Below are 25,563 nucleotides of genomic sequence, written 5' to 3'. Positions count from 1 at the left end.
AGGTCCAGGTACCTGTTGTGAAATCTGTGGCAGAAAAGCACGTTTCAGCCGCCTTTGTTGCGCTGGCTCAGAAGAGTCACCGCCGCGCCGAAGGCCACCAGGCCGATCAGCACACCGCCGCCGAACAGCCACATCCGCCACGGGCTCGGCCCAGGAGGCGAGGGCAGCGGCGCCTTCTCGCCCGCCCCGAAGTGCTTGTTCTCGGGCACGGCCACGCCCCGCTGCTGCCCGGCCAGCTCCCCCGCCCTGTCGAGAGCCGCCGCCGCGTCGACCACCCCGAAGCCGATCTTGTCGTCGTATCCCGCGGACGGCCTCGCGCGGGCGCTGCCGGTGATGGCCAGCGCCACCTTGTCGGGCGCCAGGTTCGGGTACTTCGACTTGATCAGCGCGGTGACCCCCGCCACCAGCGCCGTCGCCACGCTGGTGCCCTTGCTGGAGCCGAGCGCGCCGCTCATCTTCACCACCGGCACGTCCACGCCGGGCGCCGCGACCATGACGGAGAGGTTGTCGCTGCTGAAGGCCGCCCGCCTGCCCTGCCTGTCGACCGCGGCCACGCCGATCACGCCCGGATATCCGGCGGGAAAGCTCCAGTAGGAGGTGCTGTTGGCCTTGGTGTAGGCGGTCTGCCCGTCGTTGCCGACGGCGGCGACGAGCACGACACCCCTGTCGAGGGCGTAGGCGACGGCCTCGCGTTCGGACTTCTGCACGCCGTACGTGCCGATCGACATGCTGACGACCTTGGCCCCGTTGTTGACCGAGTAGCGGATCGCCCTGGCCAGCGGGCTCTCCCTGCTCGACAGCAGGTCCTCCTGCGGCGGGATCGCGCCGCCGGTCAGCGTCTCGTCCACGGTGATGGGCACCGACAGGATGCGGGCCTGGGGGGCGACGCCGATGAAGCCGCCCTTGTCGCCGGAGGCCGCGATCAGCCCCGCCATCGCCGTGCCGTGCTCGCCGGGGACGGCGCCGGCGCGGTCGAACGTCGTGGAGGTCATGTCGGGAGCCACCGTGACCCTGCCCTCGAGCCCGGGCGTCCGGGGGGCCACGGCGCTGTCGATCACCGCGACGGTGACGCCCGCGCCCTTGCTCGCCGTCCACGCCTGCTCGGCGTTGATCGCGGTCAGCACCCAGCGCTGCTGCTCCCGCTCGGGCGGAGCGGCCGTGCCGTACAGGACAAGGGCGGCCGCGAGGAGCGACCGCGCGACGCTCAGCACGCGTTCCCCTGCGTGCAGCGCGGGGCCTTGGGCGGCTCGGCGAGGAAGAAGGCGATCTGGCCGCTGACGGATCTGGCTGCCGACCACAGTTCGCTGTGCAGGATCTCCTCCACGGGGATGGCGGCCCTGGTGCGGCCGTCGGTGTAGCCGGCGGTGGAGAAGACGATGTAGGGCCCCGCGCCCACCCAGCCGTTGCGCTGCCGCTGGTCGAGCCCGAAACGCTCGGACACCGTGCCGGGGAAGGCGACGGGAAGCACGCCCACGCGGTCGTCGATCGTCAGTTCCTCGGTGGCCGCCACTCTCGACTCCTCGTCCTTCAGCACCGCGACGCCGACGGTGAAGACGAACATCGCGCTCTGGTCGACGTAGGTGGCGCGCAGCATGGTCACGCAGCCGTGCCCGTCGAGGACCCTGGCCACGGCCCTGTCGGTGGCGGCGGCGCAGGTGACCTCGGGGGCGATGCCGACCCTCCGAGCGTACTGCTGAGCCTGGTCGAACCCCTGGTAGGAGACCTCTTCGGGGAAGACGCCCGTGGCGGGCCACGCCTGCCAGCGCCTGGCGATCTCCTCCTGCTTGTAGCGGGTCTGCTCGGCGACGGTCAGCGGGCGGGACCTGCTCTCGGCGAGCATGCCGGTGGCGCCGAGCAGGACCACCACGGCCGACAGCGTCACGATCGCGCCCAGGATGCCGATGAACATCGTGCGGTACCTGAAGCCCTGCGCCAGCGCCTCGCGCTCGGCTCTCTCCTTCGCCGCCTGCCCGTCCCTGCGGCCGGTGGCCGCGGGCCACGAGCGCACGCGGGAGCGTCGGGTCACAGGGGCGCCGAGCGGCGATCCGCCTCTCGCCGCCTGCCCCGATCGAGGCAGACCGGACACCGGCCGCCTGCGTGCCCTCCCTGACGTGTCCCCCACCGCTCCTCACTCATTTTGGTTCTCACCTGGGAGAAACGTGGGCTCTTCACGGTGGCGAAGGACCCTTTTGCGCGTTTCTCATAGGTAATTCGTCCCCCTAAGGGCGCGGATCATGCGTCCTGGGGATTGTCTGCCCTTCGCGTCCGCTTGACCAGCGCTGTCAGCACCAGGACCGCTGTGAACGCCGCCAGCGCCGCGGCGGCCGCTATGGAGCCGTAGACGATGATCCTGCGCTGGTCACGGTGGATCACCTGGACGGGGGCGGCCGCCTCGCCGAGCGGCCGGTCAGGATCGTGGGCGTCCTTCCCGCGTGCCGTGTGCGTGTGCCCTGCCAGCCTGGCCGCCTCGGCGAGCGCTCCCGCCGCGTCGACCACGCCGAAGCCCGTACCGGTGTCGTAGCCTCCCGAGGGCCGCCTGGACGCGCTCAGCGTCATGGCCTGTGCCACGAGCGCGGGCGACATGCGCGGATGCCTGGCCTTGATGAGCGCGGCCACACCCGAGACGAGGGCGCTGGCCTGCGAGGTGCCCTTGCCCACCCAGTACTCGTTGCCGGGTCCCGCTCCCAGGATGTCGACGCCGGGCGCGGCCAGCAGCACCGAGGGGTTCCAGTTGGAGAACGAGGCGCGGCGCAGCCCCCGGTCGGTCGCCGCCACGGACACCACGCCCGGGAAGGCCGCGGGGTAGGAGTAGGGCGCGTAGCCGCTGGCCTCGGGCTTGCGCGCGCCCTCGTTGCCCGCCGCCGCCACCAGCACGACGCCCTTGGAGATCGCGTACCTGATGGCCTCGCGCTCGCGGGCCGTGGCCAGTTCCTTGGAGATGGACATGTTGACGACCTGCGCACCCTGGTCGACGGCGTAACGGATGCCCTTGGCCACCACGTCCTCGTAGCGCCTGGCGGTGTTGAACTCCCCGAATCCCGGCTCCTCGTCCTCCAGGATCACCCTGACGGACAGGATCCTGGCGCGGGGGGCGACGCCGATGATGCCGTCGCCGCTTCCCTGCCCGTGGCCGTGGCCCGCGATGAGGGAGGCCATGTAGGTGCCGTGCAGCCGCGTCGGCGCCACGCCCGGAGGGTTGGCGCCCTTGGTGAAGTCGGCGCCGACCGTCACCGAGCCCGACAGGTCGCGATGGAGCGGGTCGACGCCCGAGTCGAGGACGGCGACGATCACCCCGGCGCCCTTGCTGGTCTGCCACGCCTTGGACAGCCGCAGCGTGTCGATGACCTCCCGCTGGCTGTCGCGCACGTTGTCGGCGTGCGCGGCGGGCGTCACCAGCAGCACCAGCGCCATGGCGAGGCTCACGCGCCTCAGCATCGCCACGCCTTGGAGCCGCAGTCGGGCATGCGCGGCGTGCTCAGCTCGACCAGGACGCGTTCACCCAGGTCGGCGGCGAAGGCGAAAACGGCGGGGCGCTGGCCGCCGACGGCCCGCGCGGGCCTGCCGTCCACCTGGCCGGCGGTGGTCAGCACCACGTAGGGACCGGCCTGCCGTACCGAGGCCGTCTGGCGGCCCTGCGGGGTGAACCGCTCGGTGACCGTCCCCTGGAACGCCACCGGGCGCAGTCCCGGCACCGGCCTGCCCGAGATGGGGAAGGCCTTCTTGGCCCGTACGGCACGCAGTTCGTCGGGCAGGGCGAGCACGCCCACGGTCACCACCACGCCCTGCAGCTCGTCGAGGTAGGTCGCCCGCAGCACGGCCTCGCACCCCGCCCTGCGCAGCGTGGCGGCCGCCTTCCTGTCCACCGCGCTCACGCAGTCGGTCGAGGCGGAGATGCCGACGCGGTGGGCCTTCTCCTTGCCGCCCTGCTCGGCGACGTAGGTGATGGTCGCGGGGAAGATCTTGCCGGCCGGCCAGCTCCGCCACCGGTCGGCGACCTCGCGTTTGGCGGCGGCCTCCAGCTCGGCCTGCGTGGGCCCTCTGGTGAGCTCCGCGCCGGACGCGCTGGCCGCCACGCCCGCGGTGATTGCGCAGATCAGCGCCAACGCGGACGTCACGACCACAGACGGCCATGCTCGTCGGTTGCTCACAACTCGACCTTAATGCGGAGCGCCCAACGGCATCCCCCCAACCGCGTCGGAAGTACGTGACGCCAGTGGAGTCTCATCGTGCCGCCAGGGAAGACGAGATCGGGGACACCGCGGCGCGGTGTCCCCGATCTCGCTCTGCCGTCAGTACGTGGGGAGGCTGGGGTCGACGGTCTTGATCCAGCTCAGCACGCCGCCTCCGACGTGCACCGCGTCGGAGAACCCGGCGTTCTTCACGACGGCCAGCGCCTCGGCCGAGCGCGCCCCCGACTTGCAGTGGAGGACGATGCGCTTGTCCTGGGGCAGCTTCTCCAACGCCGAGCCGTTCAGGAACTCGCCCTTGGGGATCAGCGTGGCACCGGGGATCGAGACGATCTCGTACTCGTTGGGCTCGCGGACGTCGATGAGGAAGATGTTCTCGCCGCCGTCCTGCATCGCCTTGAGCTCCTGCGCGGTGATCGTCGAGCCGGAGGCCGCCTCGGCCGCCTCGTCGGAGATCGTGCCGCAGAACGCCTCGTAGTCCTCGAGCAGCTCGGTGACCGTCGGGTTCTTGCCGCACAGCACGCACTCGGGGTCCTTGCGGACCTTGACGTCGCGGTACTTCATCTCGAGGGCGTCGTAGATCATCAGTCGCCCGACGAGCGGGTCGCCGATGCCGGTGAGCACCTTGATGGCCTCGTTGACCTGGATGGAGCCGATCGACGCGCACAGCACGCCGAGCACGCCGCCCTCGGCGCACGAGGGCACCATGCCGGGAGGCGGGGGCTCGGGGTAGAGGCAGCGGTAGCAGGGGCCGTGCTCGGCCCAGAACACGCTCGCCTGGCCGTCGAAGCGGTAGATCGAGCCCCAGACGTACGGCTTGCCCAGCAGCACGGCCGCGTCGTTGACCATGTACCGCGTGGCGAAGTTGTCGGTGCCGTCGACGATGAGGTCGTAGCCGGAGAAGATCTCCATCACGTTCTCGGTCGACAGCGCCGTGTTGTGGATGACGACCTCGACCAGCGGGTTGATCTCACGGACCGTCGCCGCAGCGCTCTCGGCCTTGGGCCTGCCCACGTCGGACTGGCCGTGGATGATCTGGCGCTGGAGGTTTGACTCGTCGACGACGTCGAAGTCGATGATGCCCAGCGTGCCGACGCCCGCGGCCGCGAGGTACATCAGCGCCGGCGAGCCGAGGCCTCCCGCGCCCACACACAGCACCTTGGCGTTCTTCAGCCGCTTCTGCCCGGCCATGCCCACGTCGGGAATGATCAGGTGGCGCGAGTAGCGGCGCACTTCATCGACGGTCAGCTCGGCGGCCGGCTCGACCAGAGGTGGCAACGACACAGTTCTACGCTCCCGATTAGGGGTCCTATCTCCACTGAAACCTAGCTCGGGAGTGGGGCATTCCCCAATCGTGTCTCAAGGATCAGACGGCGAGCCTCCGCGGCGACCGCCTGAGGCACCTCCATCTGGGCGACATGTCCGGCATTTCGCAGCAGAACGATCCTGACCTGGGGGAAAGCCCTGAGCGCTCTGCGCGCGGTGGCCGGCCGCACGATCCTGTCCCTGCGGCCGTGGATGATCAGCGTCGGCGCGGTCACCCTGCCCGCCTGGCACCACAGGTTCTGCTCGCCGCGCCTGAAGTACTCCGCGACGATGCCGCGCGCCGAGCCGATCAACGCCCGCCCCGCGTACGGCAGGCCGTCGCGCCTGCGCAGCTCCTCGACCGCGTCCCTGACCCTGGCCGGATGCACGAGGGACGCGTCGGCGTAGCACATGGCCAGGGTGGCGTTGATCCGCTGCTCGGCCGGCAGGAAGCGGAGCCTGTCCGCCACCCACTCCCCCAGCCTGGGGGTGGCGGAGGCGGCCACGCGGGCCGGGCCGTACCTGGGGACGAGGTCGGGCAGCGCGGGCGAGACGAGCGTGAGCGAGCGCACCAGGTCGGGGCGGGCGGCGGCGACGGTGACGCAGACCGCCCCGCCGAGCGAGTTGCCGAACAGATGGGCGGGGCCGATCCGCTCCAGGAGGCCGATCACCGCCCTCGCGTGCGCGGAGACGCTGTAGTCGCCGTCGGCGGGCGCGGGCGAGTAGCCGGCGCCGGGCAGATCGACGGCGTGACCCGTGACCAGATCGCTCAGCTCGCCCATGAGGTCGGTCCAGTTCGTGGCCGAGCCTGCCAGACCGTGCACGAAGACCGCCTGTTCGGCGCCGCCCTCCGGCGTGGAGCGCACGTACACGTCACCGACCATCGTGCCCGGCCAGTGTGCGATGGGATCCGTCACCGCTCGTCCCCCTTCCGTTTCCTCGACGATAACCCGCTCGTAGCGGGGTCACCGCAAGGCGGACAGCGGTGCCGGCCTCCCTAGGCGGTCTTGCGCGCCTTCTTCTTCGGCTCCTTCTTCGCCGAGGCGCCGCGCTCCTTCTTCGCCGCCTCCACGCTGGCCCGCAGCGCGGCCATGAGGTCGACGGCCGGGCCCGCCTCCTCCTCGCCCTCAGGAGCGGGGACGACCTCCTTGCCGGCCACCTTCGCCTCGATCACCTGCTGCAACGCCTCACGGTAGGCGTCGTGGTACTCGGCGGGGTCGAAGTCGGCCACCATCGTGGTGATCAGCGACTCGGCCATCTTCAGCTCCTGCGGCCTGACCTCCACGTCCTCCTCGAGGAAGCCGAAGTCGGGCGTGCGGATCTCGTCGGGCCACAGCATCGTCTCCAGGACGAACACCCCGTCGCGCACCCGCAGCGTGGCCAGCGACTCCCGCTGCCGCAACGCCACCTTGACCACCGCCACCTGCCCCGAGCTCTCCAGCGCGTTCCGCAGCAGCACGTACGGCTTGGCGCCCTGCGCGTCGGGCTCCAGGTAGTAGGACTTGGCGAAGTAGATCGGGTCGATCTGGTCGGCGGGGGTGAACTGCAGCACGTCGATCCGCCGCGAGGTGCTCAGCGGCAGATCCTCGAAGTCCTCGTCGGTGAGCACGACGATCTCCCCTGTGGCCAGCTCGTAGCCCTTGGCGATGTCGGAGTAGGGCACCTCTTCGCCGTCGATCGTGCACACGCGCTTGTAGCGGATCCTGCCGCCGTCCTCGCGGTGCACCTGGTGGAAGGTGACGTCCTTCTGCTCTGTCGCCGAGTAGAGCTTGACCGGGATCGTGACCAGCCCGAAGGAGATCGCACCCTTCCAGATGCTGCGCATGGGCACTCCAAAAGAAATAGCGGGCTCACCTCATGGGCACATACCCGTCATGGGCGATCCGATGCCATATCCGATCGAACCGATGCTCGCCGTACCCGGGCGCCTGCCGGCCGATCGGGAGCAGTACGGATTGGAGGTGAAGTGGGACGGCATCAGGGCGCTCGTCCACCTGGAGGCGGGCGGGTGCAGGGTGTCCGGCAGGCACGGAGCCGACTACACGCGCAGGTATCCCGAGGTGTGCGAGACCGCATCGGGCTTCGGGCTCGACCACGCGATCATCGACGGCGAGGTCGTGGCGCTCGGCGCCGACGGACGGCCCTGGTTCTCCCGATTACAGCGGCGGATGCACCTCAGCGATCCGAGCCCTTCGCTCGTGCACAGGGTGCCGATCACCTACTTACCCTTCGACCTGCTCTACCTGGGCGGCCGGCCGCTGTTCGACCTGCCGTACAGGGACAGGCGGGCGCTACTCGACGAGCTGGACATCGGCGCGCCGCCGTTCTTCCCCGGCGACTCCGACCTGATGGCCGCCACCCTTGAACAGGGACTCGAAGGCGTGATCGCCAAGAGGCTCGACTCGCCGTACAGGACGGGGGTGCGCTCGCCGTGGTGGATCAAGGTGAAGCACCAGGCCACCACGGAGGTCGTGATCGGCGGGTGGAAGCCCGGCAAGGGGCGGCGCGCGGGCGGCATCGGCTCGCTGCTGCTCGGGATGTTCACCGGCGAGGGGTTCACCTACGTCGGGCACGTGGGCACCGGGTTCACCGACGCGGCGCTCGCGCACCTGCTGGCGCTGCTCGAACCGCTCGAGGTGCCCCGCAGCCCGTTCTCGGACGAGGTGAAGGGGCGCAACCGATGGGTTAGACCCGAGATGGTCGGGGAGGTGGCCTACACGATGTGGACCGACGACGGCAGGCTACGACATCCCGTGTGGCGCGGTCTCAGGGGCGACAAGGTACCGGCAGAGGTGACGCTGTGAAGGTTCCCGTCAAGGTGGACGGACGCCAGTTGACGCTCAGCAACCTGGACAAGGTGCTCTACTCCGAGATCGGCTTCACCAAGGCCGAGGTCATCGACTACTACAGCAGGATCGCCCCCGTCCTCCTGCCGCACCTGCGGGACAGGCCGCTGACCGTCAAGCGCTACCCCGACGGCGTCGACGGCGCCTTCTTCTTCGAGAAGAACGCGCCACAGCACGCGCCCTCGTGGCTGCGCAGGGCGACGCTCCCGGTGCCGGGCAGCACCAAGAACCGCGAGACCATCGACTTCGCCGTCGTCGACGACCTGCCTTCGCTCGTCTACTACGCCAACCTGGCCGCGCTCGAGCTGCACGTCCCGCAGTGGAAGGTGAGCAAGGACGGCGAGGCGCTGCCGCCCGACCTGCTGGTGCTCGACCTCGATCCGGGCCCGCCCGCCACCATCGTCGAGTGCTGCAGGGTCGCCACGCTCATCAGCGAGGTGCTGGCCGAGGACGGCCTCGTCGCGTGGCCGAAGACGAGCGGCAACAAGGGCATGCAGCTCTACAGCCCATGGGACGACAGGGTCGAACCGTCCGACTACGCCCGCCGGCTCGCCCAGCGCCTGGCGAAGGAGCACCCCGACGAGGTCGTCAGCGTGATGGCCAAGAAGCTCCGGCCGGGCAAGGTCTTCATCGACTGGAGCCAGAACAACCCCGCCAAGACCACCGTCGCCCCCTACTCGCTGCGCGCCAGGTCCCACCCGACGGTCTCGACCCCGCTGCTCTGGGAAGAGGTCGAGAGCTGCGGGAGCCCCGAGGAACTCGTGTTCACCGCGGCCGATGTGCTGGCCAGGGTGGAGGATCACGGCGATCTGTTCGGCCAGGCGTAAGGTGGAACCCGTCCGGCTACGACAGGGGGACGGGATGTCGCAGAACGAGGCCGAGCTGTCCATCGAGGTGCCCGAGGCCGATGCGGCCGAACAGCTCAGGCTGCGTGAGGGAGACACCACCCGCGTGGAACTCCCGATCGAGGTGGATCCGGCCGACGCGGCCGAACAGCTCAGGGCGCTCCGCGAAGGAGACGCCATCCGCCACGAGCTCCCGATCGACGTGGACCCCGCCGACGCCTTCGAGCAGGACCGCACGGTCGGCGACGATGATGACGATGACTACCGCTGACCTGGTTACCCGCGCGTAGGATGTGCGGGCAAACAGCACTCGCCCCCTAGGAGACCCGCGTGACAGCAACCCCGGACGCCAAGCCCCGGGGCACCCGGCTGCCCCGACTCGCCCGCAGGCGCCAGCTGCTGAACGCCGCGCAGGAAGTGTTCGTGGAGAACGGCTACCACGCGGCGGCCATGGACGAGATCGCCGACCGCGCCGGGGTCAGCAAGCCCGTGCTCTACCAGCACTTCCCCGGCAAGCTCGAGCTCTACCTCGCCCTGCTCGACCTCCACGTCGACGACATGGTCAGCAGGGTGCGCGACGCGCTGGCCTCCACCCACGAGAACAAGCTCCGCGTCCAGGCCACCTTCCGCGCTTTCTTCGACTTCGTCTCCAGCCAGGGTGAGGCCTTCCGGCTGGTCTTCGAGTCCGACCTGCGCAACGTCGCCCCCGTACGGCAGCGCGTCGAGCGCTCGCTGCGCGAGTGCGCCGAGATGGTGAGCCAGGTGATCCAGGAGGACACCGGCTGCTCCAGCGAGGAGGCGCACCTGCTCGGTGTCGGCCTGGTCGGCATGGCCGAGGTCAGCGCCCGCTACTGGATCACCCAGCACGGCTCCATCCCCAAGGACGCCGCGGAGCAGCTCATGGCCAGGCTCGCCTGGCGTGGCATCAGCGGTTTTCCGCGTACGGCATAACAGCGTTCGCTCGGCGCGATCAATGCCCCCTTCTTACCCGAGACGAGTGACGATGGGATGAGCCAGCCCCGTCTCAAGAGGGAGCACGATGGAAATCAAGATCGGCGTACGGTCCGTACACCGCGAGCTCGTTGTGGAGAGCGACCTGACGGCCGACCAGATCGAGGAGGAGATCCGGCAGGCGCTCGCCGCTGACAAGGGCGTCTTCGCCATCAGCGACGTCAAGGGCAGGCGCGTCGTCGTGCCCGTGGCCTCGATCGGATTCATCGAGATCGGCGAGGACGAGAACCGGCCCGTCGGCTTCGGCGGCACCATGTAGGACGGGTTCCAGCTCCAGGGGCACGGCGGCGCTCGCCGTCCCCCTGGTTCGGCCGCCGTCAGTGGCAGGGACTTCCAGGGCCGATCAGGCATCGTCCAGGACGACGGTGCCGGGGCACGTGCTCGCGCCTCGGCTCTCCGGAGGGACAGCGCGCGCTCTCCCTCCGCAGCGCGGCGCGCGAGACCCAGCGATTCGGCCCACATCTGGTCAAGGAACTGCTGTAGCGGCGCGAGGCCCTCATACCGGCACGGTACAACCGTCCGCGCGTTCGCGCCGCTCGATGCGCAGACCGAGTAAAGCCGGGCGGTCAGATGCCGAGAGCCGCCATCCGCTTGCCGTGCTCCTCGGTCAGCCTCGCGAACAGCCTGGAGATCTCCGCCTGGTCGTCCGGCACCGCCTCCACCAGCAGCTGGGCCAGCTCGGGCCGGGCGGCCGCGACCCGCTGGCCCTGGCTGAGCGCCTCGCCGACCAGGCGCCGCGCCCACAGCGCCAGCCGCCCGGCCAGCGCGGGGTCGGCCTCGACCGCCGCCCGCACCCGCTCCACCGCGAACGCCGAACGGCCCTGGTCGACCAGCACCTCGTCGACGAGATCGGCGATGGACGGGTCGAGGTGCCTGGCCGCCTCGCGATAGAAGTCGAGCGCGATCCCCGTGCCCACGTAGGCCTTGACCAGCGCCTCCAGCCAGTCGCCCGGCGCGGTGTTGGTGTGCCACTCGTCCAGCGCCTCCACGAACGGCGACATCGCCTTGTCGGGGTCGGCCCCGAGCGAGACGAGCTTGTCGCGAAGGAGCTGGAAGTGGGCGTACTCGGCCACCGCCAGTTCGCCGAGCACCGCCCTGTCTGTCAGAGTGGGGGCCAACTGGCCCGCATCCTCGGCCAGCCGGAGGAAGGCGGTGAGCTCGGCGTATGCCAGCACGCCGAGGAGATCGACGACACCCGGGGAATCTGTCATGAAGGCAGCGTACTTCGGGAACATAATGAAACTCGGTCCGCGTTGTGGTATCGAGTACACTGCTCTGTGAAAGTGCGACCGCACTGTGTTAATCCGGGAGATTCGCTCCCGCTAACCCCCACTTCCGGGCCTGCGGTCGCTGATGACGCGAGAGGGCTGGCTCTACCGCGAGGACCCAGGCACGGGGATGAATTCCGCCCGATGGTCCCGGCAGGCCCGCCTTCATTTGAGACTGAGGCAGGCCACGCTGACGACTTTCCGAGACCTCGGAGTCACACCAGAGATCGCCGATGCCCTCGAGACCGAGGGCATCACCACGCCGTTCCCCATCCAGGAGATGGCGCTCCCACTCGCCCTCGCCGGGCAGGACCTCATCGGTCAGGCACGCACCGGCACGGGAAAGACCTACGCGTTCGGCATCGCGATGCTGCAGAGCATCGGAAAGCCACGCAAGAACCGCAAGAAGCCGCGCGGCCTGGTCGTCGTGCCCACCCGTGAGCTGGCCGTCCAGGTCTCCGAGGACCTGGTCACCGCAGCGGGCAAGCTCGGCTCCCGCGTGCTCACCGTGTACGGCGGGCGCGCGTACGAGCCGCAGGTCGAAGCGCTGAAGGCGGGCGTCGACGTCATCGTCGGCACCCCCGGCCGCCTGCTCGACCTGGTCAAGCAGAAGCACCTCGACCTGTCCCAGGTCACCATGCTCGTCCTCGACGAGGCCGACCGCATGCTCGACCTCGGCTTCCTGCCCGACATCGAGCGGATCTTCAAGCTCATCCCCGCCGAGCGGCAGACGATGCTGTTCTCCGCCACCATGCCGGGCGAGATCGTCGCGCTGTCGCGCAAGTACCTCAACCGCCCCACCCACGTGCGCGCCGAGATGGAGAGCGGCGAGGGCGAGGCCACGCCGCAGGTGCGCCAGCTCGTCTGGCGCGTCCACAGGATGGACAAGATCGAGATCCTGTCCCGCCTGCTGCAGGCCGACGGCCGCGGTCTGACCATGGTGTTCTGCGAGACCAAGCGCGCCTGCGACATGGTCGCCGAGCAGCTCGACACCCGCGGCTTCGCGGTGGCGGCCGTCCACGGCGACCTCGGGCAGGGCCAGCGCGAGCAGGCGCTGCGCGCCTTCCGCAACGGCAAGATCGACGTGCTGGTCGCCACCGACGTGGCGGCGCGCGGCATCGACATCGACGACGTCACGCACGTGGTCAACTACGACGCCCCCACCGACGACAAGACCTACGTGCACCGCATCGGCCGTACGGGCAGGGCGGGGCGCACCGGCATCGCGGTCACCTTCGTCGAGTGGGAAGAGCTGACCCGCTGGAAGATGATCAACAACATGCTCGGCCTCGACTTCGCCGAGCCCGAGGAGACCTACTCCACCTCGCCGCACGTCTACACCGAGCTGGGCATCCCCGAGGGGACCAAGGGCGTGCTGCCGCGCGCGGCCCGCTCCAGGGCGGGGCTGGCGGCGGAGGAGCTGGAGGACCTCGGCGAGACCGGGCGGTCGCGCTCGCGTGGCCGTAAGGACAGGGAGGAGCGCGAGCCGCGCCCCGCCCGCACGCCGCGCCAGCGCCGCCGCACCCGCGGCGGCCGCGCCGCCGAGGCCGGCTCCGACGAGCTGGTCTCGACGGGACCCGTGACGGGCGAACCCGCCTCGAACGGGCCCGCCTCCAACGGATCGGCCGCCAACGGGTCCGCCTCGGACGAGGCGGCTTCGGAGAAGGTCGCCTCCGCGGCGGCCATCGCCTCGGCCGACCCGCTCGGCAGCACTCTGACCGAGGACGCCGAGAGCACCGCATCGACGATCGCGCCAGAGGAGAAGCCCATGCGCAGGCGCTCCCGCAGGAACGACGACACGCCCGCCATCATCTCCGCCGAAGAGGTCGAGGCCGCGGCCGACCAGCCCTCCAGGCGGACTCGGGCCCGTAGGGGCGCCTCCTCGGAGGCGCTGGAAGGAGCTCTCGCCTCGGTGGCCGAGCCGCAGCCCGCACCGCACCCCGTCGAGGAGCCGAGCTTCATGACCACCCCGCCGCCCCCTGTCCGCAGGGAGCCCGAGCGGATCGTGCCGCCGAACGCGTTCACGGTCATCTTCCAGTCGCCCGACCTGGCGACCGACGATGACGAGATCGCGCCCTCCGCCGCGACCGAACGCCAGCAGCAGCGGCGTCGCCCGCGCGGCAGCGGCGGCGCTTCCGGCGGGCCTCGCCGCCGCTGACGTCCCAACGGGCTGGGGGGCTCCCACGCGAGCGCCCCGGCCCCTCGACGCCTCTGTGGGGGCGCTCCCGGCCCTCGGAAGCGCCCCCACGCCCCCAGCGAGCCCCATCCCGGGAGAACCCCGGTCGTCCTCCGGAGGAGACCCCACACCCCTGGTCCGCGTCCCGGTGAGTTCCTGCCGGGGACCCGTTCGCGCCTCTCACCTGCATACGGGCCGGCCCTCGGTGTGCCGCCTGTTCGCCGCCCCTCCGCGGCCCCTGGCGGGGTCGAGTCTGACCGGGTCATGACGGCCCCTCGCCGCTCCCACGAGAATCGGCACAGAGCGCCTTTGAGCACGTCAAGCTGGGTAAGTGGAACGATTCGCGGTGTTCCCACCCTGTGCTCTGGGTATTGTTGCCTTACGTGAGTACGCCGCGCTTCCTGTCCCTGCCGCCCGGGGTGTCCCCCGTGCAGATCGACACGCCCCACGGCCAGTTCGCCGCCCTGGAGGCCACCCCGATGAGCGGCGTGATCGAGCGGCTACCCGCGCTGCTGGTACCCGGCCTCACCGGCAGCAAGGAAGACTTCATCGCCATCCTGCAGACCCTCGCCACCGCCAACCGCAAGGTCGTCGCGATCGACATGCGAGGGCAGTACGAGACGCCTGGCCCCGACGACGCCGCCGCCTACACCTGCCCCGCGCTCGGCAACGACGTGGACGCGATCGCGATGGCCGTCGGCGACGGCGGCCCCGTCCACCTCGTCGGCCACTCCTTCGGCGGGCTGGTCACCAGGGAGGCGGTGATCGACGGGCGCACCAAGTTCGCCTCTTTCACGCTGATGAGCTCGGGCCCTTCGGGCATCATCGGACCCCGCGAGCGGGCCGGCAGGGCGATCATGCGCGAGCTGCCCGAGCTGGGCCTCGAACACGTGTGGACCACCCGCTACGAGCCCGAGGCGCTCGGCGGCGGCGTGCCCGACGAGATCATCGCGTTCCTGCGCAAGCGGCTGTTCGCCAACAACCCCACGGCGCTGGCGACGATGGCGGCGCAGGTGCTCGACCAGCCCGACCGCACCGAGGAGCTCACCCAGATCGAGGTGCCGACGCTGGTCCTGTTCGGCGAGCACGACGACGGCTGGCCGCCCGGCATGCAGGCCGAGATGGCGGCCAGGCTCGGATCCGAGATCGTGGTGGTGCCCGGCGCCGTCCACTCGCCCGCCGTCGAGGCGCCGGAGACGACCGCGGCCGCGCTGACGAGATTCTGGAACTCGGCGGAGGCCATTCGCCGCCCAGCCGTGTAATCATCTACTTACTATGACGAGCATCGAAGAGATCGTCGTCCAGCCGCCGCAGGCTGTGACGTGGCTGGTGCACCTCGACCGCTCGATGTGGGTGGGCGGCGTGCGCGGCCTCATGCTCCAGGCGCTCCACCCGCTGGCGATGCGCGGCGTCTGGCAGAACTCCAACTTCCAGGACGACCCGTTCGGACGGCTGCGCCGTACCGCCGACTTCGTGGGAAGGGTCACCTTCGGCAGTCCTGAGGAGGCCGACGAGATCGGGCGCAGGGTGCGGCGCATCCACCGGGGGCTGCGCATCAGCGACGGCGGCAGGACGCACCGTGTCGACGACCCCGAGCTGCTGCGGTGGGTGCACTGCGCGGAGGTGTCGTCCTACCTGGAGGTGGCCAGGCGCGGCGGCCTCGGGCTGACCGACCGGCAGGCCGACCGCTACCTCTACGAACAGCGCAAGAGCGCCACCTACGTCGGCCTGCACCTGGACGACGTGCCCGGCTCGCAGGCCGAGATGGCCGCGTACTTCGAGGAGATGCGGCCCAGGCTGCGGGTCATCGACGAGTCGGCGGCCACCGTGCGGTTCCTGCTGTGGCCGCGGTTGCCGCAGGAGCTGCGCAGGCTCTCCCCCGGCAAGCCGGTCTACTTCCCGTTCGGCGCGCTGTGCTACTACTCGCTGCCCGGCTGGGCCAGGGAGATGTACGGCACGCTGCCCGAGGTGCCGCGCGCGACCGTGACGGCGGCGCTGAAGGCGTTCAGGCTCGGGGCCAACTCGTTGCCCGAGCACGTCCACGACCTGGCCTTCGCCGAGCCGACCAGGCAGATGCTCGCCGCCTCCCGCGAACGGCTGGCGAAGGCGGGCTACGACGTGAGCAAGGGACTCAAAGGCCTCACCGACCCACGCCGCTGGCCGGCCGGCCTGGCGGCCTGACCCGCTCCGTCCTCGGCGACCGCGGCCAACGCCTCGGGCGAGGCGAGCACCGCCGGACCCGGTGGTCTCGGGCGGGCCTGGGCGGGTTCAGGCGAGAGCGTCCCAGGGGAGCTTGTCAGGTGCCGCCGTGCGGCCCTCGGGGCAGTGGCGGCGGAAGTCGCACCACGAGCACATCGGGCCTGGACTCGGCGGGAACGGGTCGTTCTTCTCGCCGGCCCTGTAGCGCTCGTCGGCCTCACCGGCCTCCAGCGCGACCTCCTCGGCCCTGCGCAGGTGGCGGCCGAGCGACTCCTCGGTGTGCTGCCACTCGACGATCTCGCCGGTCGGCAGGTGGTGCAGCTCGACGGTGGTGCACGGGGTGCGCAGCACGCGCGAGGCCGCGATCGCGTAGATCGCCAGGGCGAGCGAGCCGCGGGCGTCGTCCTCGGTCAGTGGCCGCCTGCCCGTCTTGTAGTCGACGACCACCAGCTCGTCGCCGCGCCGGTCGAGCCTGTCGATGCGCCCGGAGACCGCGATGGCCTTCGTCCGCGTGGCCACCGTACGCTCGACGCCGACGGGCTCGTCGGAGGGATCGAGCGTCTCGACGTACCCCGACACCATGCCGCGGGCGTGATCACGATACTGCGTGGACTGCTCGGCGTCCCTGAACCCCTCGGAGATCCACCCGTTGGTCAGCAGGATCGCCGCCATGGCGGAGGTCCTGCGCTCGTACGGCTGCCGCCACCACGCCGCGAGCGCGTTGTGCACGCTCGCGCCCATGCTGTTGTGGGCCCACGCGGGGCCCTTGGGCGGCTGGGGCCGGTCGAGATAGGAGAACCTGTAGCGCCTGCGGCAGTCGAGCCATGAGTTGAGCCGCGACGGCGTGCATGAATAGAGCCGCCGCGGCATGCCCTCAAGAGGGAGCTGCTCCAGCACCTACTGGTCGCCCAGGTTCAGCTGGATCCCGGCGGCGCCCGTGCCGTCGGTCAGCGGGCCGTCCGAAGGCTTCTCGCGGGTCAGCGACCCCGACACCCAGTCGTCGAAGTGCGGCTCCAGGTCGCCGATCCGGCTCTCCTCGCCCTGGTTGGGCAGGACCCTGGTCGCGCCCGGCAGCGTGAACAGCCTCCCGCCGATCGAGGTCAGCTGGTCGGCCAGGGCGGGGTACTCGCCGCCGAGCTTGCCAGGACCGTCGGCCTGCAGCGACTTGCCGGTGAAGACGGCCTCCAGCTCCTCGGAGTAGAGGGAGACACCGCCCATCGTGACGCCGGGGGTCTCCAGCACCTCGAGACGGACGTCGCCGACGCCGAACACGCCCTCGTCCTCCATCTCGATGTCAGGCCAGGTCTCCGACCAGGTCTCACGCCAGATCGGCTTGTCCTTGGGGTGCAGGGCGATCACCGACTCGTCCCTGCTGGCCACCTCGATGGCGGCGCCGACGTGGTCGGGAAGGCCGTGCGTGCAGATGACGGCGAGCACCTCCCGCTCGCCGATCTGGTCCAGGATCTTCTCGGCGTCACGCGCCGGGTCGATGACGATGACCTCCTCGTCGTCGCCCACGATCCAGGTGTTGTTCTCGACCTTGTGCTCGGTGCCGTCGATCTCGACGACGCCCTCGGTCACGACTCGCTCGATACGCGCTCCCACGTTGCCACCCTATCGTCAACCGGGGCTCGGATCCCGCCTTGCACGCGGATGGCGTGACGCCGTTCGAGGTCAGGCCGTGAGGGAACGGATGGCGGTGATGATGAGCTGGACGGCCAGCGCGGCCAGCAGCAGGCCGGCGATCCTGGTGACCAGCTCCACCCCGTTCTCCTTGATCACCCGGATGATGCTCACCGAGAACCGCATGAACAACCACAGCACCACGTGCACCGCCGCGATGGCCAGCCCCAGCGCCAGGATGCCGCCCTTCACCGCCCCTGCCTGCTGGGCGAACACGATCGTGGCCACGATGGCTCCTGGGCCCGCCAGCAGAGGGGTCCCGAGGGGCACCAGCGCCACGTTGACGTTCGACTTCACGGTGCCCGCCCGCGGCTCCGTCGTCCCCCGCAACAGTTCCAGGGCGACCAGCAGCAGGAGCAGCCCGCCCGCGATCTGCATGGCGGGCACCTCCACGTGCAGGTACCCCAGGATGACCTGGCCGAAGACCGCGAACACCACGATCAGGCAGAACGCCGTGATCGCCGCCTGCGCCGCGATGCGCCTGCGTTCGGCGGGAGTACGGCCGCCGGTGTAGGCGAGGAAGAGCGGAATGACGCCGGGCGGGTCCATGATGACGAACATCGTGACGAACGCCTCGACGAAGAACCTGACGTCGAACACCGCGCCCCCCTGCCGGTGAGGGGGGAACAGAGCACGATCCTAACTCTCGAGCCTCGGAGAGAAGGCGCCGAAGGGCAGGTCGAAGTCCTGGTCGTGCGCGCGCAGGTCACGCAGGGTCAGCTGGTCCAGGACGATGAAGCAACCGGCCTCGGCCGGCCACACGACGGTCCAGAGCCAGTTGCCGAGCGCCTCGCCCGCGTAGACGGCCCTGTCGTCGGGCGCCCTGACGCACCACAGCGCGGTCGGGTGCCCGAGCACGTCGATCTTGGCGTTCGGCGGCCCTTCGCCGAAGCCTCCGCCTGGATCGGGGCCGTCGAGGCCGGCGAAGCTCGCGCCGAGGCCGACGCCGGGCTCTTCGGCGATGACGACCATGTCGGCGGGGCCATGCGTGACCGAAGGACCCGTCAGCGCTACCAGGCTCGCCCGTGCACCTGTGCGCTCGTCGCCCGCCAGGCCGAACCCCGTCACCAGCCAGCCTGGCGGAAGCGGCCACGGCAGCCACACGGGAACCACCGAGCTCTGCCGTACGGAATCGCAGGCCGAACCGGATGGCTGCAGCGGCTGGAAGGGCAGGACGTCGCCATGCGCGCCGCAGCGCCATGCGCTCGACCACGCGCTCGGTGCATGAAGCGGTCCAAAACATCGTGGACAGGTTGGTGCCGCTCTCACAGCTACTCACGGTGCGTCCCCGAGCACCGATCCGTCAAGGGCGGAGCTCGTTATGCCGCCGTAATCTTGGCCATGTGCGCGTAAATTGTGTGGGCGCGATCATGGTCGCGGATTCGGGCGAACTGCTGCTGATCAAGCGTGGGCGGCCGCCTGGCGAGGGGCTGTGGTCGATCCCCGGCGGCAGGGTCGAGGCGGGAGAGAGCGACGAGGACGCGGTCCGCAGGGAGGTCGCGGAGGAGACGGGCCTGGTGGTGACGGTGGGCGCGCTGGCGGGCGCCGTCGAGCGCCCTGGGCCTGGAGGGGTGGTCTACGTGATCCGCGACTACCTGGCCACCGCGGTCTCGGGGTCGCTCGCGCCGGGCGACGACGCGGCGGCCGTGCGCTGGTGCTCGCGGGCCGAGCTGGACCGCATGCCGCTGACCGACGGGCTGCTCGCCGCCCTGGCGGCGTGGAACGTCCTGCCCGGCTGACCCCTGCCCCGCAACGGACATCACGCCGCGCCCGGTCCCGCACGGCAGGCCGGGCCGAGCCCACCGCGGGCACGTGGTGGGCGCCCGTCTCACGCCGCTCCGGCGGGACTTCGTCCTGCCGCCGTCACGTCGCCAGGTCAGCGATCCGACGACAGCGTGGACGTCCAGAGGATGAGGTGGTCGGAGTTGTAGGTCGTGGAGCGGCCCAGCGCGACCACGTCGGCGGCGGAGACCGTGACGGCGCCGAGCCACTGCGTGCCCTCGCCGCCCAGCTTGTCCCTCGTCAGGTCCTGGCGGTTCCACGCCAGCCCGTCCTCGGAGGTCCAGGCCGCGCTGTCCCCGCTGCCGGGAGCGCCGTGCCAGCCCACCGCCACCAGCCCCTGGGGCGCGGAGGCCAGGTCGTGGACGGCGGCGGCCTGCTCGGCGGGGAGCCAGGAGTAGCTCCAGCTCACGCCTTCGTCGTCGGACACGGCGGCGAACGCCTTGCGGGACCCCGACACCTGCGCGGTGCCCATGGCGACGATCCGCTCGCCGTACCGGACGACCTGGCGCAGGCCCGCCGAGGTGGTGTGGGGAGGGAGGAGCCGCTCGCGCGCCTTCCACGTGAGACCGTCCGCGGAGATCCACACGACGCCGCTCTCGCGCTCGGCGCCGCCCGAGCCGCCGACGGCGACGTAGGCGCCCTGGCCCGCGGCGACGTCGTGGATGCGGACGCCCGCGCCGTCCCGCGGCAGCTTCGCCACGCGGCTGAACGTGCGCAGGTCGGTCGTGTACCAGAGCGCGGCGGCGGCCGTACCGGAGGCCGACCTGTCCTCGCCCGCGATCACGTAGCCGCCCTCGCCCGCGGCCACCGACCGCATCGACAGGTACGGCTGGCCGTCGGCGCGGCCCGGCGCGTCGATCCTCTTCCAGGAGCGGCCGTCCGCCGATCCGACGAGTAGCGGCTCGGTGGAGGAGGCGTCCGGCATGGTGGTGCCGACGGCCAGCCAGCCCTTGCGGCCGTGCGCGAGGTCGGTGAGCTCCTGCTGCCGAGGGGCGCCGAGCGTGACGGACTTCCAGTCGACGGCGTTCGTGCTCGTCCAGATGCCCGCGTCGCCCGAGGCCGAGCCGACGGCGACGAACCGGCCGTCGGCGGCGGCGACCCTGGCCGTCTGCCGGGCGACCCTGGTCAGGCCCCTGATGTCGGCCAGCGGGACCTTCGCGGCCTGGCCGCCGTCCTTGGCGGTCATCAGCACGAGCTGGTTGTCGACGTCGGCGGCGGCCTGGTCGCCGCCCACGACCAGCGTGCCCGAGTCGGCCAGCGTCAGCCCGCGCACGGTCGCGCCCGGCATGCTGCCGAGGTCGGCGCGCTTGGTCCACTTCGCCGCGTCGGCGCTGGTGTAGACGGTGTAGCTGTCGAGGCCCGACTGGCTGACGGCGGCCAGCCCCCCGGCGTGGGTGACGACCGCGTTGACGCCCGTACTCTGCGCGTCGAGCCCGCCGATCGCGCCGCATCTGTTCCACTCCGCGCCGGTGGGCGAGCAGTAGACCTGCACGTCGCCCCTGGGCTCGCGGTGCCTCGTCGGGATCAGCACGAAACGCTGCGGCAGCACGGCGAGCGCGCCCTGCCTGGGCGCGATGTCAGGCAGTCGTGTCGCGGTGCGGACCCAGGTGCGCCCGCCGTCCGTCGACCGCATGACGACCGAACCGCCGCCCTGGGCGGGCTGGGCCAGGACGACGACCTGATCCTCCCTGGCCACGACGGTCTTGAACTCGCCGACCTTGTCGGGCGTGCCGATGTCGCGGCTGTCGACCCGCGTCCACGCCCGGCCGTCGGCCGAGTGCCACGCGACGGGCCCCGCGGTGCCGTCCTGCAGCACCGTACGGCCGACGGCGACGAACCCCGACGCGGTCCTGGCGACGTCGCGGATCAGGTCGCCCTTCCTGAACGCCTGCAGGCCGCTCTGCTCGACGGCCGCCCACGTCGATCCGTCCGCGCTCGTCCACAGGCCCCGCTCGTCGCCCACGCCGTCCTGGCCGAAGGCGAGCCAGGCCCCGTTCGTTCCGACGACCCGCTGGACGGTGGTGGTCGTGGAGCCGGTGACGTTGGCGAGCTGCCAGGTGGCGCCGCTGTCAGGAGAGTAGAGGAACAGCGGTCGCGGGACGGGGCTGGTGGTGTCGCTGCCCACGGCGACCACGGCCCTGCCCACGGCGGCCAGGTCGTTGAGCTTCTGGTTGGAGCCGTCGCCCGCCGCGGGGACCACGAACAGCTCGTCGCCTGACCGGCTGGAGCCCGCAGCCAGGCGCAGTCCATCCTGACCCGCGTTCCACAGCTGCCAGAGGATCACGCCGGCGGCCACGGTCAGGGCCAGGGTGATCACGACCAGGTAGGGGCCGACGGGGTGGCGCCGCCTGACCGGGCTCGACCTGCGCATCGCGGAGGGCGCCGGCCCACGGTGATGCCTGCCCGCCGCGCCGCCCGGCGGGGTCGGACCGGAGGCGACGAGCAGGTCGGGACGGGTCGGGCGACCCCCCGGCGGCCGCCCGACCCTGCGGACCGGCTCTCCTGCGCCCTGCTCCTCTGGGGGGACGCGCCCCGCGTCGGCGGATCCTGCACGAAGGCGTTCGGATTCCGTGGGGCGGTGATCGGGTTCCCACGGGAGGTCGTCGGATCCGCCGGGGACGCTCTCCGATGCCTCGTGAGGACGGTCTGATCTCCCGTCGACGTGGTCGGAGTCCCAGGGAAGGTGTTCGGGGTCCGCGGGGAACTCGGAGGCGACGCGTTCGGGCTCGGCGGGGATCTCGGAGCGCACGGGGATGGGCGGCGCTTCGGCCCCTTCCCCGGTCCGCCCGCCGTGGCGGACCTCCTGCGGATCCCCCTGTGCCTCGGACCGCGCGGGCTCCGGTCGCGGCGCCGGCGTCCTGTACGGCTCGACGCGGGTCTTCGGCGGGCCCGTCCTGATCCCTGGCGGGCGGGGGTGCGGCGCGGTGGGCCTGTCCCGCTCCGTCCGGTCGGCGCCGTACGCGGCCGGATCCTCCCGCTCCTCGGCAGGCGTCTCCGGCTCGGCACCCGGGGCCTGGGTGCCCGATCGGGTGCCCTGAGCCCGGGTATCCGGAGCCCGTACCTCGGAAGCCTGAGACCCCGGATCCTGGTCGCTCGGAGTCCGGTCGCTCGGAGTCCGGTCGCTCGGTTCCTGGTCGCTCGCTGGTGGAGTGCTCGATGGCGGGGTGGTCGGGGGTTGGGCTCCTGGTGGAGTACGGGGTGGTCGGGGGCGGGGCGGGCCCGAGGCCACCAGTTTGTCCGGGTGCACGGCCCTGCGCGGGCGGCGCGGCTCGGCTTCCTGCGGCCTCGTCTCGTGCGCGGCCGGCGAGCTGTACGGCCTGCGACCCTTCGGCCACGCCGCGGCGTCGCCCTCGGCCTGGTCGTCCTCAGGTGTGGGCGAGGCGAACGGCGGCATCCCCCACGGCGAGGCGACCGGAACGCCGCGGGCGTGGTCGTCCCTCGGTCCGGGGGGCGCGTGCCTGATCCTCGGCTCCTCCGGCGTACCCGATCCGCCGGGGGGACGCGGCTCCCCCTCCCTGTGCGCCGCGTCCTCGGGTGTACGAGGCTCGGGAGCGCGCGGACCGTCGTCCGGCGGTTGCCGTGGTGAGCGCGGATCGCTGGGGCCCGAGGCCACGCGACGCACCTCCTAGTCGGAAATGTCCGGACCGTTCCAGTTATGTACGCCTATTTCGGGAGACGCACGCCGGTACTTCTACCCCATCCGCCGAGATGATCACCTGCGCGCACCTCCACAGAATCCAGAGCAACACGCCCGCGCCGCGATGGCGAGACCTCTCTAGCGAGATTCGTGGAACCCTCGCGTGCTTTATGGAGAAACGGTGCTGATCGCCCGCTTTCTCGCCCACCACAGCACCCCGCCGGCGAACACGGACAGTTGCACCACGGTCCCCACCAGCGACTGCCACGGCACCGCCCCCTGCTGCATGGCGTCCTCGAGATTGCCCGCCGCCGCGCTCAGCCCGAAGGCCAGCGTGTTGTTCACCACATGCATGGCGATCGCCGCCTCCAGCCCGCCCGTCTTCACCGCCAGCCAGCCCATGAGGACACCGAAACTGAACACGTCGAGGATGCCCCAGTCGGTGTAGGCGTGCAGCGCCGCGAAACCGGCGGAACCGACCACGATGCCGGGCCACGGCGACCGGATGTAGGCGCCGAACGCCTGCAGGAGCCAGCCGCGGAAGACGTACTCCTCCGCCGCCGCCTGGAACGGCACCAGCAGCACGATCACCACCAGCGCGGGAAGGAACGTCGCCCACCCCTTCCACCCGAGCAGCTCCGAGGTGTCCTCCCCCGTGGCCACGTAGGCCAGCCAGAGCGCACCCTGCCCGAGCAGCAACGCCACCAGGCCGATGGCCGCGCACTGCGCCATCCACCCCCACCGGAGGCGTCCCACGACCGACGACAGCGTGCCCGGTGGCCTGCGCTGGAACAGCGCCACCGCCCCGTACACGATCGGCAGCACCGCGGCGATCGACAGCAGCGTCACCGCCAGGCCGAACACGGGATCGCCGAACAGCTGCTGCCCTCCCGTCGTCGGCATCGGCATGCCGAGGATCCACGCCACGACCAGCCCGGCCAGCATCACGAAGAAGGCCATCCCGAAGAAGCCCAGCGCCACGACCAGCGTGCCGACGACCTGCCGCCACCAGGCGTTCAGCGGGTTCCTCGCCAGATGGTCGTACCTGCTCCCCTTGGACGCGGGCAGGAACCACGGCGGCTTCGGCGGCTGCATGCCGTACTGGCCCTGCGGGTAAGGCCCTGGTTGGTACTGCGCGGCGTGCGGCGGCTGCGAGCCGTACGTCACCGGTGGCTGGTTGTCGTGCATCTCTTCATTCTGTCCGGGCGGATGCGCATAAGTTCACAGACAAGGCGCCAGATAAGACGGATTCTCGGGGGAGACATCCGAACGTGGGGAGCACTCATGTCAAGGCTGGGGCCGTTCATCACCCTGGCGGCGGGCGCCGCGCTCGCCGCCGGACTGGGTGTGGCCAGTACCACCGCGGCGCCAGGAGACCAGACCGTCGCCGCCACCGCCGCACCGGGCGCCGAGGCGACCTCCACAGCGACCGCGTCCGCCGCCCCCTCACCCAAGCAGCCCGAACGGCGGGCGGCCGTGAAGGCCGACTACGCCGGACGGGTGCAGGGCAACGGCGGGCTCGTCGCCGTCTCCATCAGGAACGGCAAGGCCGTCGGCTACTTCTGCGACGGCGTGACCGAGGCCTGGTTCGCCGGAAAGGCGACCGACGGCCGGATCGCGCTGAAAGGCTTCGGCGACGCCAGCCTCACCGCCGTCCTGGGCGGCGGCAAGGCGAAGGGCGAGCTTGCCCTCAGCGGCAAGGTGTGGGACTTCAGCGCGCCCACGGTCAAGAAGCCCTCAGGCCTCTACCGGGCGACCTCCCAGGTGCGCGGCGCGCGCTACCGGGCCGGATGGATCGTCCTGCCCCGCCCGGACGGCAACGGATTCGTCCAGGTCGGCGCCATGGTCAAGAACGGCGAGCCGGTGCCCGTGCCCACCATCACACCGGGTTCGCCCGTGAACATCGACGGCGACACCGTCACCCCCAAGGACGTCGACGCGTTCATCCAGGAGATGCCATGACCATCTCGGTGGACAAGCGCACAGCCGTCGGCCTGCTGGTGCCGCTCCTGGTGGGCGCCCTGGTGATGGTCGGGCTCGGCGTGTACGGGCGTCTGCACACGCCCACCGGCTTCGCCGTCGGACCCGCCGGGTTCTCGGGGGCCCTGGCGATGAAGGCCTGGCTGACGACAGGCGCGTTCCTGCTCGCCATCGTGCAGGTGGTCTCGGCGCTGTCCATGTGGGGCAAGCTCGGCGTCACCATCCCCGCGCTGGTGCACAGGTGGTCAGGGCGGGTGGCCTTCCTGCTCACCGTGCCGGTCGCCTTCCACTGCCTGTACGCGCTCGGGCTCCAGTACGACGTGCCCAGGGTGCTGGTGCACTCGTTCCTCGGATGCTTCTTCTACGGGGTGTTCGCCGCCAAGATGCTGGCGCTGCCACGCAAGGGGCTGCCAGGGTGGAGCCTGCCGCTGCTGGGAGGCGCGGTGTTCGTGGCGCTGGTCGGGCTGTGGCTGACCTCGTCGTTCTGGTTCTTCACCACGATCGGCGTGCAGTTCTGATCCCCTCCGACGCGTGCCGCTCTCCCGGGCCCGGCCGTGGTACGGCCGGCCCTCTGGACCCAGCCGCGGTACGGCCGCCCCGAGGTGAACGGCTCACCCCACCCCTGACCCCGGCCGACCGCCCGG

The 25,563-nt window shown here is 71.1% G+C and carries 25 protein-coding genes; 11 read left to right on the top strand and 14 right to left on the bottom strand.

Features of this window, described 5'->3' with window-relative positions; translation table 11 throughout:
* Positions 1-44 precede the first annotated feature (44 nt).
* From AC3EO4_RS14410 to ku, 7 genes are all read right to left on the bottom strand, one after another.
* Entirely contained in the window at positions 45-1,211 is a 1,167-nt protein-coding gene (locus AC3EO4_RS14410) for a S8 family serine peptidase (protein ID WP_379583333.1), read from the bottom strand.
* Positions 1,205-2,026, bottom strand: a complete 822-nt coding sequence (locus AC3EO4_RS14405) for a hypothetical protein (protein WP_431895927.1) — start codon at positions 2,024-2,026, stop codon at positions 1,205-1,207. Before AC3EO4_RS14405 ends, AC3EO4_RS14410 begins: the two co-directional genes overlap by 7 nt.
* 206 nt (positions 2,027-2,232) lie before the next feature.
* Positions 2,233-3,435 carry a S8 family serine peptidase gene (locus tag AC3EO4_RS14400; RefSeq protein ID WP_431895926.1) on the bottom strand — a complete coding sequence of 401 codons (1,203 nt, stop codon included), beginning with the start codon at positions 3,433-3,435 and terminating at the stop codon, positions 2,233-2,235.
* The gene (locus AC3EO4_RS14395; protein WP_379583327.1) at positions 3,429-4,115 is read right to left on the bottom strand and encodes a hypothetical protein; all 687 of its coding nucleotides are present in this window, start codon (positions 4,113-4,115) and stop codon (positions 3,429-3,431) included. The genes AC3EO4_RS14400 and AC3EO4_RS14395 overlap by 7 nt, the downstream gene beginning before the upstream one ends.
* Positions 4,116-4,289: 174 nt before the next feature.
* Positions 4,290-5,471, bottom strand: coding sequence for an adenylyltransferase/sulfurtransferase MoeZ (gene moeZ / locus AC3EO4_RS14390; protein ID WP_379583325.1), 1,182 nt, complete (start codon positions 5,469-5,471; stop codon positions 4,290-4,292).
* Between the two features lie 41 nt (positions 5,472-5,512).
* Entirely contained in the window at positions 5,513-6,409 is an 897-nt protein-coding gene (locus AC3EO4_RS14385; protein ID WP_431895923.1) for an alpha/beta fold hydrolase, read from the bottom strand.
* A gap of 80 nt (positions 6,410-6,489) precedes the next feature.
* Complete coding sequence (ku, locus tag AC3EO4_RS14380; protein WP_379583321.1) at positions 6,490-7,317, bottom strand: non-homologous end joining protein Ku; 828 nt, start codon at positions 7,315-7,317, stop codon at positions 6,490-6,492.
* A gap of 82 nt (positions 7,318-7,399) precedes the next feature.
* Between ku and ligD (AC3EO4_RS14375) the strand changes: the two genes are divergently transcribed.
* The 5 genes from ligD (AC3EO4_RS14375) (at position 7,400) to AC3EO4_RS14355 (ending at position 10,453) form a co-directional block, all read left to right on the top strand.
* Positions 7,400-8,296 carry a non-homologous end-joining DNA ligase gene (gene ligD / locus AC3EO4_RS14375; protein ID WP_379583319.1) on the top strand — a complete coding sequence of 299 codons (897 nt, stop codon included), beginning with the start codon at positions 7,400-7,402 and terminating at the stop codon, positions 8,294-8,296.
* Complete coding sequence (ligD, locus tag AC3EO4_RS14370) at positions 8,293-9,165, top strand: non-homologous end-joining DNA ligase (protein ID WP_431895921.1); 873 nt, start codon at positions 8,293-8,295, stop codon at positions 9,163-9,165. The genes ligD (AC3EO4_RS14375) and ligD (AC3EO4_RS14370) overlap by 4 nt, the downstream gene beginning before the upstream one ends.
* A 34-nt stretch (positions 9,166-9,199) precedes the next feature.
* Complete coding sequence (locus tag AC3EO4_RS14365) at positions 9,200-9,454, top strand: hypothetical protein (RefSeq protein WP_379583315.1); 255 nt, start codon at positions 9,200-9,202, stop codon at positions 9,452-9,454.
* A gap of 59 nt (positions 9,455-9,513) precedes the next feature.
* Positions 9,514-10,134, top strand: coding sequence for a TetR/AcrR family transcriptional regulator (locus tag AC3EO4_RS14360; RefSeq protein ID WP_358135856.1), 621 nt, complete (start codon positions 9,514-9,516; stop codon positions 10,132-10,134).
* Positions 10,135-10,222: 88 nt separating this feature from the next.
* The gene (locus AC3EO4_RS14355) at positions 10,223-10,453 is read left to right on the top strand and encodes a DUF3107 domain-containing protein (protein ID WP_379583313.1); all 231 of its coding nucleotides are present in this window, start codon (positions 10,223-10,225) and stop codon (positions 10,451-10,453) included.
* 307 nt (positions 10,454-10,760) lie between these two features.
* Here the strand turns inward: AC3EO4_RS14355 and AC3EO4_RS14350 are convergent, their stop codons facing one another.
* Positions 10,761-11,405: a ferritin-like fold-containing protein gene (locus AC3EO4_RS14350; RefSeq protein WP_379583312.1), complete on the bottom strand. Its 645-nt coding sequence runs from the start codon at positions 11,403-11,405 to the stop codon at positions 10,761-10,763.
* A gap of 226 nt (positions 11,406-11,631) precedes the next feature.
* Here AC3EO4_RS14350 and AC3EO4_RS14345 point away from each other — a divergent pair, with 226 nt between their 5' ends.
* The 3 genes from AC3EO4_RS14345 (at position 11,632) to AC3EO4_RS14335 (ending at position 15,819) form a co-directional block, all read left to right on the top strand.
* On the top strand, positions 11,632-13,620 hold the full coding sequence (locus AC3EO4_RS14345) for a DEAD/DEAH box helicase (protein WP_431895917.1): 1,989 nt from the start codon (positions 11,632-11,634) through the stop codon (positions 13,618-13,620).
* 401 nt (positions 13,621-14,021) lie between these two features.
* The gene (locus tag AC3EO4_RS14340) at positions 14,022-14,900 is read left to right on the top strand and encodes an alpha/beta fold hydrolase (protein WP_431895915.1); all 879 of its coding nucleotides are present in this window, start codon (positions 14,022-14,024) and stop codon (positions 14,898-14,900) included.
* Positions 14,901-14,913: 13 nt separating this feature from the next.
* Positions 14,914-15,819 carry an oxygenase MpaB family protein gene (locus AC3EO4_RS14335; protein ID WP_379583307.1) on the top strand — a complete coding sequence of 302 codons (906 nt, stop codon included), beginning with the start codon at positions 14,914-14,916 and terminating at the stop codon, positions 15,817-15,819.
* A gap of 87 nt (positions 15,820-15,906) precedes the next feature.
* On the opposite strand, the gene AC3EO4_RS14330 is transcribed toward AC3EO4_RS14335, so the two are convergent.
* The 4 genes from AC3EO4_RS14330 to AC3EO4_RS14315 all read right to left on the bottom strand — a co-directional run bounded on the left by AC3EO4_RS14330 (position 15,907) and on the right by AC3EO4_RS14315 (position 18,789).
* Positions 15,907-16,731, bottom strand: coding sequence for a RecB family exonuclease (locus AC3EO4_RS14330; protein ID WP_379583441.1), 825 nt, complete (start codon positions 16,729-16,731; stop codon positions 15,907-15,909).
* A 3-nt stretch (positions 16,732-16,734) separates the two neighbouring features.
* Complete coding sequence (locus tag AC3EO4_RS14325; RefSeq protein ID WP_379583306.1) at positions 16,735-17,442, bottom strand: MBL fold metallo-hydrolase; 708 nt, start codon at positions 17,440-17,442, stop codon at positions 16,735-16,737.
* Between the two features lie 69 nt (positions 17,443-17,511).
* Positions 17,512-18,120 (bottom strand): MarC family protein, encoded by a 609-nt coding sequence (locus AC3EO4_RS14320; protein ID WP_379583305.1) that lies wholly within the window; start codon positions 18,118-18,120, stop codon positions 17,512-17,514.
* Positions 18,121-18,159: 39 nt separating this feature from the next.
* Entirely contained in the window at positions 18,160-18,789 is a 630-nt protein-coding gene (locus tag AC3EO4_RS14315; protein WP_379583303.1) for a DUF6758 family protein, read from the bottom strand.
* 74 nt (positions 18,790-18,863) lie between these two features.
* On the opposite strand from AC3EO4_RS14315, the gene AC3EO4_RS14310 reads away from it, so the two are divergent.
* On the top strand, positions 18,864-19,259 hold the full coding sequence (locus AC3EO4_RS14310; protein ID WP_431895912.1) for an NUDIX hydrolase: 396 nt from the start codon (positions 18,864-18,866) through the stop codon (positions 19,257-19,259).
* Positions 19,260-19,396: 137 nt separating this feature from the next.
* On the opposite strand, the gene AC3EO4_RS14305 is transcribed toward AC3EO4_RS14310, so the two are convergent.
* Positions 19,397-22,051, bottom strand: a complete 2,655-nt coding sequence (locus tag AC3EO4_RS14305; protein ID WP_431895910.1) for a beta propeller repeat protein — start codon at positions 22,049-22,051, stop codon at positions 19,397-19,399.
* Positions 22,052-23,107: 1,056 nt separating this feature from the next.
* Positions 23,108-24,127, bottom strand: coding sequence for a CPBP family glutamic-type intramembrane protease (locus AC3EO4_RS14300; protein ID WP_379583297.1), 1,020 nt, complete (start codon positions 24,125-24,127; stop codon positions 23,108-23,110).
* A 96-nt stretch (positions 24,128-24,223) separates the two neighbouring features.
* On the opposite strand from AC3EO4_RS14300, the gene AC3EO4_RS14295 reads away from it, so the two are divergent.
* Both AC3EO4_RS14295 and AC3EO4_RS14290 read left to right on the top strand, forming a co-directional pair.
* Positions 24,224-24,901, top strand: a complete 678-nt coding sequence (locus AC3EO4_RS14295) for a hypothetical protein (protein WP_431895908.1) — start codon at positions 24,224-24,226, stop codon at positions 24,899-24,901.
* Entirely contained in the window at positions 24,898-25,437 is a 540-nt protein-coding gene (locus AC3EO4_RS14290) for a DUF6529 family protein (protein ID WP_431895906.1), read from the top strand. Before AC3EO4_RS14295 ends, AC3EO4_RS14290 begins: the two co-directional genes overlap by 4 nt.
* The last annotated feature ends 126 nt before the right edge of the window (positions 25,438-25,563 follow it).

Source organism: Nonomuraea sp. bgisy101 (genome assembly GCF_057708945.1).
The sequence above is the reverse complement of the archived record's forward strand: the minus strand, read 5'-3'. Positions and strand labels throughout refer to the sequence as shown.

Coding starts and splice junctions, on each gene's coding strand:
- AC3EO4_RS14400 (WP_431895926.1), bottom strand. CDS start 3,435: ATGCTGAGGCGCGTGAGCCTCGCCATGGCGCTGGTGCTGCTGGTGACG.
- AC3EO4_RS14290 (WP_431895906.1), top strand. CDS start 24,898: ATGACCATCTCGGTGGACAAGCGCACAGCCGTCGGCCTGCTGGTGCCG.
- AC3EO4_RS14350 (WP_379583312.1), bottom strand. CDS start 11,405: ATGACAGATTCCCCGGGTGTCGTCGATCTCCTCGGCGTGCTGGCATAC.
- ku (WP_379583321.1), bottom strand. CDS start 7,317: ATGCGCAGCATCTGGAAGGGTGCGATCTCCTTCGGGCTGGTCACGATC.
- ligD (WP_379583319.1), top strand. CDS start 7,400: ATGCTCGCCGTACCCGGGCGCCTGCCGGCCGATCGGGAGCAGTACGGA.
- AC3EO4_RS14295 (WP_431895908.1), top strand. CDS start 24,224: ATGTCAAGGCTGGGGCCGTTCATCACCCTGGCGGCGGGCGCCGCGCTC.
- AC3EO4_RS14355 (WP_379583313.1), top strand. CDS start 10,223: ATGGAAATCAAGATCGGCGTACGGTCCGTACACCGCGAGCTCGTTGTG.
- AC3EO4_RS14300 (WP_379583297.1), bottom strand. CDS start 24,127: ATGCACGACAACCAGCCACCGGTGACGTACGGCTCGCAGCCGCCGCAC.
- AC3EO4_RS14335 (WP_379583307.1), top strand. CDS start 14,914: ATGACGAGCATCGAAGAGATCGTCGTCCAGCCGCCGCAGGCTGTGACG.
- AC3EO4_RS14365 (WP_379583315.1), top strand. CDS start 9,200: ATGTCGCAGAACGAGGCCGAGCTGTCCATCGAGGTGCCCGAGGCCGAT.